At 53.9% G+C, this 13104-nt stretch carries 11 protein-coding genes and 1 tRNA gene; 4 read left to right on the plus strand and 8 right to left on the minus strand.

Annotated elements, in window-relative coordinates; genetic code table 11:
* A partial coding sequence (locus LKE08_RS01430) for a DUF4114 domain-containing protein (RefSeq protein WP_324702408.1) occupies positions 1-361 on the plus strand: 361 nt, incomplete at its 5' end.
* Between the two features lie 85 nt (positions 362-446).
* On the opposite strand, the gene gatC is transcribed toward LKE08_RS01430, so the two are convergent.
* Together gatC and LKE08_RS01440 are read right to left on the minus strand one after the other, a co-directional pair.
* Positions 447-737 carry an Asp-tRNA(Asn)/Glu-tRNA(Gln) amidotransferase subunit GatC gene (gatC, locus tag LKE08_RS01435; RefSeq protein ID WP_324702409.1) on the minus strand — a complete coding sequence of 97 codons (291 nt, stop codon included), beginning with the start codon at positions 735-737 and terminating at the stop codon, positions 447-449.
* Between the two features lie 25 nt (positions 738-762).
* Positions 763-1284: a photosystem I assembly protein Ycf3 gene (locus LKE08_RS01440; RefSeq protein WP_324702410.1), complete on the minus strand. Its 522-nt coding sequence runs from the start codon at positions 1282-1284 to the stop codon at positions 763-765.
* Positions 1285-1694: 410 nt separating this feature from the next.
* Here LKE08_RS01440 and LKE08_RS01445 point away from each other — a divergent pair, with 410 nt between their 5' ends.
* Entirely contained in the window at positions 1695-3017 is a 1323-nt protein-coding gene (locus LKE08_RS01445; protein ID WP_324702411.1) for a hypothetical protein, read from the plus strand.
* 112 nt (positions 3018-3129) lie between these two features.
* On the opposite strand, the gene LKE08_RS01450 is transcribed toward LKE08_RS01445, so the two are convergent.
* A complete protein-coding gene (locus LKE08_RS01450; RefSeq protein ID WP_324702412.1) occupies positions 3130-4374 on the minus strand; it encodes a glycoside hydrolase family 10 protein in 1245 nt (414 codons plus the stop codon).
* Between the two features lie 490 nt (positions 4375-4864).
* Between LKE08_RS01450 and LKE08_RS01455 the strand changes: the two genes are divergently transcribed.
* Positions 4865-5737: an S-methyl-5'-thioadenosine phosphorylase gene (locus LKE08_RS01455; RefSeq protein WP_324702413.1), complete on the plus strand. Its 873-nt coding sequence runs from the start codon at positions 4865-4867 to the stop codon at positions 5735-5737.
* 100 nt (positions 5738-5837) lie between these two features.
* Here the strand turns inward: LKE08_RS01455 and LKE08_RS01460 are convergent, their stop codons facing one another.
* The gene (locus tag LKE08_RS01460) at positions 5838-6404 is read right to left on the minus strand and encodes a Uma2 family endonuclease (protein ID WP_324702414.1); all 567 of its coding nucleotides are present in this window, start codon (positions 6402-6404) and stop codon (positions 5838-5840) included.
* A gap of 220 nt (positions 6405-6624) precedes the next feature.
* On the opposite strand from LKE08_RS01460, the gene LKE08_RS01465 reads away from it, so the two are divergent.
* Positions 6625-8139 (plus strand): serine/threonine-protein kinase, encoded by a 1515-nt coding sequence (locus tag LKE08_RS01465; RefSeq protein ID WP_324702415.1) that lies wholly within the window; start codon positions 6625-6627, stop codon positions 8137-8139.
* A gap of 119 nt (positions 8140-8258) precedes the next feature.
* On the opposite strand, the gene LKE08_RS01470 is transcribed toward LKE08_RS01465, so the two are convergent.
* From LKE08_RS01470 to LKE08_RS01485, 4 genes are all read right to left on the minus strand, one after another.
* The gene (locus LKE08_RS01470; protein ID WP_324702416.1) at positions 8259-9836 is read right to left on the minus strand and encodes an ATP-binding protein; all 1578 of its coding nucleotides are present in this window, start codon (positions 9834-9836) and stop codon (positions 8259-8261) included.
* 55 nt (positions 9837-9891) lie between these two features.
* Positions 9892-11622 carry an EAL domain-containing protein gene (locus tag LKE08_RS01475; protein WP_324702417.1) on the minus strand — a complete coding sequence of 577 codons (1731 nt, stop codon included), beginning with the start codon at positions 11620-11622 and terminating at the stop codon, positions 9892-9894.
* Positions 11623-12446: 824 nt separating this feature from the next.
* Positions 12447-12518: transfer RNA gene (locus LKE08_RS01480), tRNA-Thr, on the minus strand.
* 50 nt (positions 12519-12568) lie between these two features.
* Positions 12569-12949 (minus strand): c-type cytochrome, encoded by a 381-nt coding sequence (locus LKE08_RS01485; RefSeq protein WP_375341388.1) that lies wholly within the window; start codon positions 12947-12949, stop codon positions 12569-12571.
* Positions 12950-13104 lie beyond the last annotated feature (155 nt).

The following is a 13104-nucleotide window of genomic DNA, read 5'->3' on the forward strand; positions in this document are numbered from 1 at the left end:
AGCTGACTCGCCGAAAGAGAAAGTCTGGATAGTGATATTCAGAATCCCCGTCACTTTAGTGCGGGGAGTACGTCAAGGACGCAGCAATCCGAGACAGTGGCACCTCGACGCGGCGGACAACAGCGACGGGTTGCAACACATCATGGCCTATGAACAGTCCGGCTACCTGGTGATGGCGTTTGAGGACATGACGAACGGCGGTGACAAGGACTACAACGATATCGTATTCGCGATCGATATCGGCGAAGGAAATATAAAGCACCTGCAAGGAGTTCCCGAACCCACCATGACATTGGGACTCTTGGGGATCGGTGCGGCTTTCACCTTTTCGCGTCGCAAGCGGGAGCAACAGTCCAAATAGAATAGAAGAGAGGCGATCGCACAATTGACAACCCAAAAAAAGGCACGGGAACCCGAGAACCCGTGTCTTTTGGAGTTTAAAATTTCTATTCTTCGCTGAGAATCTTGGGAACCCGGAAAAAATCCCCGTCCGGTTCGGGGGCTTCCTTCAACAAAGCGTCCCGGTTGGCGTAGGGTTCGAGTTGGTCGGGGCGGGTGATGTTGCTGACATCGATCGCCCGAGTCGTGGGTTCGACCGTTTCGGTGTCGAGTTCCTTGAGCTGTTCAAAGTATTCTAAAATACTGTTCAATTCTTGGGTAAATTTTTCTTCTTCTTGTGCCTGTAGCTCCAGGCGGGCTAAGTGGGCGACTTTGCGGACTTGTTCGCGATCGATCATGGGGGTTTTTTAACAGAATTTCAATTTAGAAGTAGACGTCGATTTCACTGCGACCCGTGGTCTTGAGCCAGTTTTGGGCTTCGATGTAATTGTTGGGGGCAAGGCGGATGGCGCGTTTCCAATATTCCGCCGCCTGACGGTAATTATTTTCCGCCGCGTCCCCATCTCCGGCTTCTTTCGCCTTTTCTCCCCGGTAGTGGAAGATGACGGCGATATTGTTGAGGGCTTGGGGGAGGCGGGGGTTCAAGTCGAGGGCTTGGTGGTAATATTCCAAGGCTCTGTCCTGTTCGCCGTTGCTGGTGTGAATCAGGGCGATATTGTAGAGGATATAGCTGCGATCGTTGGGATCTTGCTCGAGTTTGAGAGCCTCATAATAGTTGTCGAGAGCTTCGGCATATTCGCCATCCGCCTGGGCGGACATTCCGTCGCGGTAGTAGGCGAAGGCTTCCTTCGATTCCTGATTGGTGGGCAGGATCTTGAGGATGATGTCGGCGACGACGGTAAAGGTTTTGTCGATGAAATTATCGTTGCGTTGAGTGCGGGGCATACTCTCTATTTATCTCCACAATTGGGGGCGATCGCTTCAGGGCCAGCCCGCCGGGGGCCGAGCCCGAGGTAGAAACGATGAGACTCACCGCCTTCTGGTCGTTTGAAATCACGCGACTCATTCGGCATCCCCGAAGATTCGATCTTTCCAAGAAATATCCGAGAACTTCTGGGTTGAGTCCCCGATCTTCGGCGGTCAGATCGGCGACGGGGGGCGAATGACCGCCTCTCCCGATGGCTCCGTATTGTACACCAATTCCCGGCCCGGTTGCCAAGATCGCGATCGCCAATTTCCTAGAGCGGCGATCGATGTGACTTTGGAAACCGGAAAAATCTATACTGTAAGGATAGCCGCCCGACAACTCACCGGAACAGGGAACCGGGCGGTTCAATCTGTATTGGGAGAAAAAAATGGCTCCAAATCCCTCGATCGTCAAAGCTGTCGAACAGTTGGGCTACCGTGTCACCGGGGGAGATGTGGCGGCCCAGGCCGGACTGGAAGTGAATCTGGCCCGACAGCAACTTTTGGCCCTGGCATCGGAAGCCGGGGGACATCTCCAGGTTTCCGAGTCCGGGGAAATCGCCTTTCTCTTCCCTGAAAACTTTCGGGCCGTCCTCCGGAATCGATACTGGCGATTGCGAGTCCAAGAGTGGTGGCAAAAGGTCTGGCGGATTCTGTTTTATCTGATCCGAATTTCCTTCGGAATTTTGCTGCTGGTGTCGATCGCCATCATTTTTATCGCCATCGCCGCCATCTTGATTTTTGTCAATTCCAGCGGGGACAGCGACGATTCCGGCGGCGGGGGCGAATCCGGCGGCGGGGGCTTCATGTTCGTCCCCTACTTCTGGTTCGGCCCGGATTTGTTTTGGTTTTTCCACTGGGATGACGGCGACTATTACCGCCAGCGACAGCGGACCGACGAGAGTCCGAAGGATAAAATGAATTTCTTCGAGGCGGTGTTCTCGTTCCTATTCGGAGATGGCAAGCCGAACCCCGACTTGGAAGAGCGGCGCTGGCGAACGATCGCCACGGTAATCCGCAACAACCAAGGGGCGGTGATCGCCGAACAAATTGCCCCCTATCTCGACGATCTCGGCAATGCTTATTCTCGGGAATTTGAGGATTATATGCTTCCCGTTTTAACTCGATTTGACGGACGCCCGGAAGTCAGCCCCGAGGGTCAATTGGTGTATCATTTCCCGGAATTGCAAACCAGCGCCACCCCATACCGGACGCAACCGGTTCCGGCTTATCTGAAGGAAAATCCGTGGCGGTTCAGTTCGGCCGGTTCCAATCAAATCCTGCTGGCGGCGGGGTTGGGTGCGGTCAATATTGTCGGGGCGTTGATGTTGGGAAGTTTGCTCGGAGATGGCGCGATCGCGGCTCAAATCGGCGGCTTCGTGGCATTTGTGGAGGTGATTTATCCCCTGCTGTTTGCCTACGGTGCGAGTTTCTTAATTGTCCCGCTGATCCGATATTTTTGGATTCAGTGGCGCAATGGCAAACTGGAAGGGCGAAATCAGCGGCGGCAGCAACAGGCGATCGCCATCAACCAGGCGGATGAAAGTCTGAAACAAAAGCTCGATTACGCCCATCAATTTGCGGCGAAAACGGTCATCGCCGGGGACGATCTGGCTTACACGACGGAGACGGATCTGTTGGAACAGGAAACCGCCAACCCCGATCGCATTGATGCGGAATGGCAGAAGCGTATGAACGAATCCAACGGCTGATAGAATCGGCAATTATCTCGCGGTCGATGTCTGAGAAGGTGCGGATTTTTGGGGGTGCATTTACTTCAAATCAAGATAATTTTTGGGGGGATAGGGGACTCCCGATTTCGGTTTATGAAAATAACTGCTGAAACACCTGGCGTCTTTCCTCTGGGGCGTCCGGTGTCAGGTAACTCCAGAGGGTTTCCCAGTAGAAGAATGAGACGCCATCGAAACCGCGATCGCGCACTTCTTTCACCTGAGATTTAATCTGTTCGATGGGGACGGGATGGGTGAGGGTGCCGCTCAAAATGCCGATGCCGACGGGAACTTTTTCCCGCGCGGTTTTCATGGAGGGGTGTTCCAGTTCGTCGATAAATCCGTCGAGGCGATCGCGGTACACTTGCAACACCAATTCGTCCATCCAGCCGCGATTCACCCAGGTCAGCCAATCTTGCAAATAGACGTTGTAGGTGAATTCGTAGGGGTTGGGAGAAAGGGAGATGATGCCGTCGGGTTTTGCAGTTTTAATCGCCCTCACCAAATGCTCGATAAAGTCGGTAATTTTGTTGGATCTCCACCGCCGCCACTCCGGATCTTGGGGGTCGTCCGGCGGGGATTCTCCGCCGTGTTCCTGTTGGTAAAGTTCCACCGTATAGCGATCGTAGCCGAACTCCACCGGGATGCCAAAATGGTCGTCGAGTTGGATGCCGTCCACGTCATATTTCATGACGACTTCTAAGATTAAATCCTCCATAAATCTCTGCACGCCGGGATGGAGGGGATTCAGCCAAATATTGCGGATGGGATTGAAAAACCGAAAGCGGCGGCGCGGGGGTGGAAGGGGGGAACTCGGCGAGTCTTCTTCGTCGGGATAGTCAGCCAGCATCAGGTTGCCCTCCCGGGTTTGTGTCACCCATTCGGGATGATTTTTTACCAGTTGGGAATTGATGGGAGCCATGAAGCCGTATTCGAGCCAGGGGATCACGCGCAGTCCGCGATCGTGCCCTTCCCGCACGATTTCCGAGAGCACATCTCGCCCGAGTCGGGTAAAATGCAACAGGGTATCTTGCGATCGCCCCGTCACCCGCCGCGCCACCGCACTCCGAAAAAAGGTGGTTCCCCGGTTCCAAATTACCGGATAAATGGTGTTGAAATTGAGGGCGGAAAGTTGATCTAAAGATCGGTTGATTCCCCAGGGAAAAAACAGCACGCCGCTGCTGACGTTGGTGATCCAAACCCCCCGGATTTCTTCGGCGGCACTCACCGCAGTTTGGGGGGTGACGGAGTTGGGAAAGGGGGCGAGAACGGCCAGCCCGCAAGCCAGGAGGACGATCAACAAAATGTGGGTGATTCGGTGTTTTTTTCGCCGTCGCATATGGATTCCACAGCCGACTTTTCCCGTAGCGTAGCACAGGCATCCCGCCCGTCACAATAAACGCTAGTTTTTTTGATAGAATCTCGTCAAACTGCCTCGAATTCGACTGGGGGAATCACGCGATCGCATTTGATCTCCGATCGGTGTTCTCAGGAATCCATCAGAGCATCACCTCGCCGAACTGCAAAACGATTGGCGATCGCTTTCAGTGCCATCCGGTCGGGGTCATATTGTCGAGATGACCGGCTGAAAACAGACTATATATGTCGCCACGGTTTCCCATGATATAAAAATAGCTCAAATCCGATTTTTTGTCAAGATAAAAAGGCGAGAAAATTTGAAATTTTTCGTATTTTTGACGGGGGGTGATGTATGGACAGTTTCCCAAAATCTGGAACATCTGAAAATTGCCAAAAATTCTCCCGCCGGTCGATAAACGCCAGATTCCCGCTACAATAATTTGAGTCAGACCAGGAAAAGTAAAGGCAAGATGACTCAGGCAAAAATTGGCATTATTGGGGGCAGCGGCCTCTACAAGATGGAAGCCCTCACCGATGTGGAAGAAGTGCAAGTCGAGACGCCCTTCGGCCCCCCCTCCGATCGCATCATTTTGGGAACCCTGGAAGGGCTGCAGGTGGCGTTTCTGGCCCGCCACGGCCGGGATCACAAACTCATCCCCAGCGAGTTGCCCTACCGGGCGAATATTTACGCCCTCAAGAGTTTGGGGGTCGAATATATCATTTCGGCGTCGGCGGTGGGCTCCCTGAAAGCGGAGGTGAAGCCCCTCGACATGGTGGTTCCCGACCAATTTATCGATCGCACGAAAGGGCGAATTTCAACTTTTTTCGGACAGGGAATTGTCGCCCACATCGGCTTCGGACATCCGGTTTGCAATCGATTGGCAGGGGTGCTCGCAGATGCGATCGCGGACTTGAATTTTCCCGATGTCACCCTGCATCGGGGCGGGACTTACGTCTGCATGGAGGGGCCGGCTTTTTCTACCCAAGCCGAATCGAATTTGTACCGCAGTTGGGGCGGAACTGTCATCGGCATGACGAATTTACCGGAGGCGAAATTGGCGAGAGAAGCGGAAATTGCCTACGCGACTTTGGCTTTAGTCACCGACTACGATTGTTGGCATCCCGACCACGATCACGTCACGGTTGAAACGGTGATCGAATACCTCAAACGCAATGCGGTCAACGCCCAAAAAGTGATTCGGGAAACCGTCAAACGACTCTCCCAAAATCTGCCGGAATCCGACGCCCACTCGGCTTTGAAATATGCGATTTTAACTCCGTTGGATAAGGTGCCGCCGGAACGGATGAAAGAGTTGGAGTTGCTGTTGAAAAAGTATATTTAGGGAGCGATCGCCCCTTCGCCCTCCCCTGGCGAAGGGGAGGGGCTAAAGCCCAACAACGACAATAGCCCTCCCCTTGGGAAGGGGAGGGTTGGGTGGGGTTTTAATCAAAAACTTCGGAAACTTTGAGATTGAGTTCTCTAAAATTGGGAGATACTACCCAATCATCGCCGGAAAAATTTCCGACTTCTGTATAATTACTTTCGACCAGTTCTAATACTAAAATAGTCCGGGTTTGGGGATCGACAATCCAGTATTCGGGAATCCCACAATCTTGATATTGGATGCGTTTGGCAACGTAATCGCGATCGCGCTGCAATTCTCCGGGACTGACGACCTCGATCGCCAACAGTGGCGGCGACATCGACAGGCGGATCGTATTGCGTTTTAATAGTTGTTGAATGTGTTCTTCTCGGATAATCGTCAAGTCGGGATAGCGGTTCCTGGGTTCGCCTCTCACCTCTACTTCCAGCCCTTGACAACGAACCCTGCGATACCCAACCAGTGACGCGAACTTGAGTAAAAGAAAGGTGGCAATTTCAACATTTAAACCGGACTCGGGTGGCATTTCGACCAATTCTCCATTAAATAATTCGTAGAACTTTTCCGAATTATTATCATAAGCCAAATAGTCTTCAAAACTTTGAAATCGGGGTTTGACTTGTAACATGAAATGACCTCCATTTTGAATCCCCCGGAGAGGAGGGTCGCGATCGCCTTGAGAATTGCTTTCCAAATCGGTCTGAAAATCGTACTATAATTATAGTCAATTCTCGCCATCTCTCTCAGGTATAATCCGCATTTTCCACAAATTCACACCGGGAGTATCGCCGGTTGTGGCACAATAAGGACAGACATTCTGCCGTTGGCTTTTCATCCCCATTCCGTCTATGCTCTCATCCGGAACCGTCCTCGCCGATCGCTTCCAACTCGTCGAACCCCTGAACGCGAACCCCGTCCGCCAAACCTGGCTGGGGCGGGATCTCAAACGCCGCGATCGCATCGCGATCAAACTGCTGGCGATGGGAACCGGGATGCAGTGGGATGACATCAAACTCCTGGAACGAGAAGCCCAAGTTTTGCAGCGACTCGATCGCCCCCGCCTCGTCCGCTACCGGGATTATTTCTCCCTCGATGAAGCGGATCTCTGGTTCGGACTCGTTACCGAATATATCCCCGGCATTTCCCTCAAACAAAAGTTGGAAGCCGGATATCAATTCACCCGCCCGGATCTGCTCTGGATCGCCAAGGAAGTGTTGGAAATTCTCGATTATTTGCATCAGTTTTCGCCCCCAGTTTTGCACCGGGACATCAAACCGAGCAATCTGATTTGGGGGGAAGACAACCGCATTTATCTGATCGATTTCGGTTCCGTCCAAGTGCAGTTTCCCACCCCCGGGGCGACATTTACCGTCGTCGGCACATTGGGTTACACCCCCATCGAACAATTCGGGGGGCAGTCCATCCCGGCTTCCGATCTGTACGCCCTGGGAATGACGTTAATTCATTTACTCACGGGTTGCCCGCCGTCCGATTTTCCCCAGGATAATTTTCGCGTCCAATTCCACGATCGCATCCCCAAAAATACCGACATTCGCCTGATTTCCTGGTTGGAACACCTCACCGAACCGATGCCGGAAAATCGTTTATCTTCCGCCAGAGACGCATTGGAAGAACTGAAAGATTTTAACCGGATCGGCGCGATCGCACAGCCGCCAGAGCGATCGGTGAATTTATCAAAAACGGGCGATCGCCTGCAAATTCAAATCCCCTGTCGCTTTTCCCTCCAGTTCGTCCGCCCCGTCCGCCACACGGCGAAAACCCTGATTTCGACCACCCAAGAGCGACTTAAAAATCTACCGATCCTCGCCAAGGGGGGCGCTCTATTTTCTCTATTATTGACGATTTATTTATTGCAAAAATTGCCAATACCGACGGGTAAAATCGCGTTATTTTTGTTGGAATCCCTCGCGGCAGTTCCGCTCATTTTGTTGATATTGGCAATTCCGGGCGGCCTCATCTTTTTGGCATCGATTCTGACATCGGGCGAAAATTACTTTGAACGCATCAGCCTCAATTTTGACGGGGAAGATTACGAGATCTGCTGGCATTCTTCCACCTGGACGCGCCGCCATCGGGGGAAACTCTCCCACATCCAACAGATCGATCCGATTTGCCTGCAAGATGCCCAGGGAAATTTTCGCCACACTTTAGAAATTGTCACCCAAGAACCCCTGCTGTTTCTATTTTCTCGCCGCCGAACCTACCGCCTCGGGCAGCAGTTGGAAGAGGCGGAATTGCAGCAAATCCGCCAAGAAATTTATAGTTGGATTGCCGGCAAAACTGAAGCGGTCGAAGGTGCGATCGCCCGACTGGCAGGGAAGGGAGAATCGACCGCCGGTTAACGGATAGTGCCGGGTGCCGGGGTGTGAGGTGTGGGGAGAAAAGAGAAGTGAGAATGGAGACATGACCCCTCACTTCTCACACCTTGAAATGGGGGGTTCGGGTTCTGTCCCCCGGCTACCTAGGAACCGGGGAGGGCGATCAAAAACTGCGTCCCCTCTCCTGGCTGGGAAATACAGTCGATGCTGCCGCCGTGTTTTTCCACGACAATTTGATGGGCGATCGCCAAACCCAACCCCGTCCCCTTTCCGACCGGTTTAGTGGTAAAAAAAGGGTCGAAAATTTGTCGGCGAATCGATTCCGGGATGCCCGGACCGTTGTCGGCGATCGCGACGACCACCGCCCCCCCTTCCACGCGAGTCGAGATGGTAATTTCTCGGGGTTCCGGCCATTGTTCCAGAGCCTCGATCGCGTTGCAGATCAAATTCATGAACACCTGATTGATCTGGGAGGCGTGGCACTCCACCCGCGGCAATTTTCCGTAATTTCGGATAATTTTGGTTTCCGGCTGTCCGGGTTTCGCCTTGAAGCGATTTTGCAAAATCAGCAGGGTACTCTCGATCCCCTCGTGGAGATCGACGGCCTTCATTTTTGCCTCATCGAGGCGGGAAAAATTCCGCAGGGACGAGACGATCTCCTGGATGCGGTGGGTCCCCAATTTCATCGACTCCAACGCCTTGGGCAAATCACCGATCAGAAATTCCAAATCCATGTCGGCGAGGGCTTCTCGGATTTCCCCAACCGGCTCCGGATAATGTTTGTAATAGAGAGACAGCAAGGATCGGATGTCTCGGATGCAGGTGTCGAAATACATCAAATTGCCGTGGATGAAGGCGAGGGGATTGTTGATTTCGTGGGCGACCCCGGCCACCATCTGACCCAAGCTAGAGAGTTTTTCGGCTTGGATGAGTTGAGTTTGGGTTCGCCGCAGTTTGCCGAGGGTTTTTTCCAACTCCGCCGCCTTTTGTTTTTCCAGTTGTTTTTCCACCAACAGGGCGGCCTCCATCGCCTTGCGGTCGGTGATGTCCCGGACGATCGCCAACACTGCATCCGCGCCGCTCTTGACGTAGCGGGCCTCGTATGCGCGCCAACCGTCCCCGTCGGGGAGGACGTATTCCCCGGACTGGGGTCGGCCGGTTTCCAGGGTCAACTTCAGGTAGTGCCGCGTCCACCGAGCCAGATCTTCCGAAAAAATGTCCTCGATGCTCCGCCCCACGATCTCCGAGTCGGAAACCTGTTCCCCCTCCTTGTCAGCGGGGAAGTAGTCCAAAAAAATTCCGTCGCGGTCGATTCGGAAAACCAGGTCGGGAATGGCTGCGATGAGGCTGCGAGTCCTCGTCTCGCTCTCCCGCAGGGCTTCTTCCATCTGCCGAGAGTCGCGGAGAGCGTCCCGGCTCTCAACCCGGATGCAGATGGGGGATGGCATCCGCCCGACTTCGCGATCGCGTCTGATCCCCGCCCCCTGCCGACCCCAAAAGTCGCCCGGGGAGGGCGTCGAAAATCGGCCTTCGGAAAATGCGGACGGTGGGTGGCTTTCTCCCCAAATCATCTGGGGGGGGCCGACGGCTTGCCGGAGTTCCTGAAGTTGTTGCTGGGTTTCCCACAGTTGGCGTTGGGTTTGGGCCAATTCCGCGATCGCCCGCCGATAAGCGACGGTCGGCGGCTCGGGAAGTTGAGTTTCTGACAGTTCGGCACTCATGATCTTGCCCTCTCGATATCGGTTAAAAGTGCGCCCGGATGGGCGGTCTTCGGCTTCAGGCGATGTGGATGCCCCGGCCACAACCGTTTTCGTTTTTCCCATTTCTTTCCATCCCCGCACGATGGGCCAAGTGGTCAATTTCGTCGGCGAAGCGTTTCCATTCCCGCAGGGTCTGGGCCGGGGACAGGTGGATGGTCCCCCGGAGGAGCAACTGTTCGATTTCGATTTCCCCCACGGGTTGGGAAAATAAATAGCCCTGGCAGAGTTGGCAGTCCCAGGCCTGCAGCACGCCCAGTTGTTCGGGGGTTTCCACCCCTTCGGCGATCGCCTCCATGCCCAGGGTGTGCGCCAAATTGACGATCGCGCGGGCGATTTTCAGTTTTTCCCCGGACCCGCCGATGCCTTCGACAAACGAGCGGTCGATTTTGAGGGTGTGGATGGGAAAGTCGTAGAGCCGGCTCAAAGAAGAGTATCCCGTCCCAAAGTCGTCGATGCACAGTTGAATTCCCCGGCGGCCGAGTTCTTTCATCTTCGGAATCACCATTTCGGCGTATTCCGCGATCGTGCTTTCGGTCAGTTCCAATTTCAACGCACTCGGGGGGCAGCCCGTTTCCTGTAAAATGGCCGCCACCGTTTCGGTAAATTCGGGTTGGGTCAGTTGGTGGCTCGACAGGTTAACGCTCACGAACGGCGGTTGTCCCTGGGGAAGCATCAACTGCCACTTGCGGACGGCGGTGCAGGCCTCCCGCAGCACCCACTCGCCGATGGGCCGGATCAGTCCGGTTTCTTCGGCGATGGGGATGAACTGCGTCGGGGACACCAACCCCAGGCGGGGGTGCTGCCAGCGCACCAGGGCTTCGCAGCCCAGGATCTGCCGGGTCGTCGGGGAGACGATGGGTTGGTAGTGCAGCCGCAGTTCCTGACGTTGGATGGCGCGGCGGAGGTCGCTTTCGAGGTGCAGCCGTTCCCAAACTTGGCGGTGCATGGCGGGGTTGAAGACGACGTGAGAGCCTTTGCCTTTGATTTTGGCCCGGTACAGGGCTGTGTCCGCATCCCGGAGGATATCTTTGCCGCCCTCGTAGCTGGCATCGCCCAGGGCGATGCCGATGCTGGCAGTGGTGAAAATCTCGTGGTCGCCCAGCAGGATGGGCTGTTGCAGGTGCCGTTGGATGACCTCGGCGAAGCGCCCGATTTGGGTCGGATGTTGCATGGGGTCGAAGAGGATGGCAAATTCGTCTCCCCCCAGGCGGGCGACCACGTTCCAGGGGGGGATGCATTCTTGCAGACGCCGTCCGACGGTCGCCAGCAGCCGATCGCCGACCTGATGTCCCAGGCTGTCGTTGATGATTTTGAAGCGATCGAGATCGAGCAGCAGCACCCCGAACTGGTGGTTGCGGCGATGCCGTCGCCGGTCCACCGCCGCGTCAAGTTGGTCGATGAAACTGGAACGGTTATAAAGGCCCGTGAGTCCGTCGCGGCTGTCGCACAGCAGTCGGATTTCTCGGTGCCGCCGTTCGGCCGTCTCCGGGTCGGCGCGATGCTCGGGGGCGGGGCGGGGCGGTTTGGCCGCCCGGGGGCGCGAAGGTTCCCGAAGGGCGTCCGGGAGGGACACCCCCGGGTTGCCGACGGCGAGGGCGAAGGAATTTTCGACGCTGAAAGCCGCCGTCAGATAGGCCGCTTGGGCGTAACAATGGGGAATGACGCTGTAACATCGACCGGAGTCGGCCTGAAAAAAATTCAGATTGTCTCGGCTCGGGTGAGGGTTGAATAGATTCGGGCTGTCCATTTTCAGGGCCTCGTTAACGTAAAAATGAGCGTTGAGATGGCCATCGATTGGGGGGGGGCAGACAAATTTGCAAAACCCAAACTAAGATTTGACGGAATCAGGTTTAAAATGCACCAGTAACGCTTTGAAATAGATTGAAAAAAGGTTTAAATCCGATGCCAGTCTCCGCCGGCTTTACCGAACTTTACAAAATCTATATCTTCCGCTCAAAAGATAAAGACAGGAGATCTAAACAATTCATCTGTCAAATCAAAAGTACCAAAAAATATCGGAAATACCAAATTAAAATTGTTAAAAAAATATGGATTTCAATACACCCCCAACCCAGATGGTTAAGAGGAGTTTATCAAAATGATAAGAAAAATCTGTATAAAATCGAACACTTTGTCGAGTTGGTCTGCAAAATAGCCATATATGTGAGCGGAAATTCTAGCCAAATCTCCGAATTCAAAAGACTCCCATTCCGTTAAAGTTCCGGGGTCATCGCCGGATCAGTTAAAGCCCAGTAAAGATAGCACTACGGGAATCGATTGGGACTCTCGGCAATTTTGACCACAACCGGCACAGAGGAGCACAGAGGGAGGGTGTGTCCCAACCTGAATACCTACTGCTATATTGCCGCATATCTCAGTAAAATGACGGAATAGGAACCGAGGGTTACGGGGATTAGATCCGAAAAAATACTTATTATATAGCAATGGATAGAACGGTTGGGACATTGCTATTGTAGAAAATGAATCGGTATCCTCGACCCGGCGCGACCTCCCCTTGTTTAACCGAGAATGAAACGGCCGGGCTCTTACAAAGGGGGACTTGAAGGTAAAAGCCAGTGGTCGGATTTGAACCGACGACCGTCCGCTTACAAGGCGGATGCTCTACCACTGAGCTACACTGGCGGGGGAGATGGGGGACATAAATCCACAGTTTTCTAGTATACCACAGTTTTTTACATTTGTTCCAAATAAGTCAACAAATCTGCCATGTCCTGGGGATTGGGCTGAAATTGGGGCATGGGAGGGGTTTTCCCCCCGATCACCTGCCGGATAATGCTGACTTGGGATTTGCGTTGGGATACGTCTTTAAGACTCGGCCCGATCTGGTGGTCGGCTTCCTGAACGTGGCAACCCGCGCAGTTCATTTCAAAAATGGCGTGTCCCCGGGTCGAGTCGCCGGGAAGGGACAGCACCTTTTGAATGTAGGGATCGGAAATCTGCACCGAACTGACTCCCCAAATCCAGAGGAGAATGACCGCCATGAGTCCCACCACGGCCAGTGCCACTCGCCGGATGAGAACAGTTGCGTCGGTGTTAACAATCGGGTTATCCAAAACTACACTTCTACACGGATCTACAAAAAACTTTACGGAATCGATCTATAGCTTAATGCTTTCAAGCCGCCAGGGCAAGTTATAGCAGTGCGCGCTCGTCTGTTTACAGTTTCCTCAGAGGGACAAACCTTTAAACCCTGATGTCGAGGGAATTT

Origin of the sequence: Lyngbya sp. CCY1209 (assembly GCF_035615495.1) — a bacterium.
GTDB lineage: Bacteria > Cyanobacteriota > Cyanobacteriia > Cyanobacteriales > Microcoleaceae > Limnospira.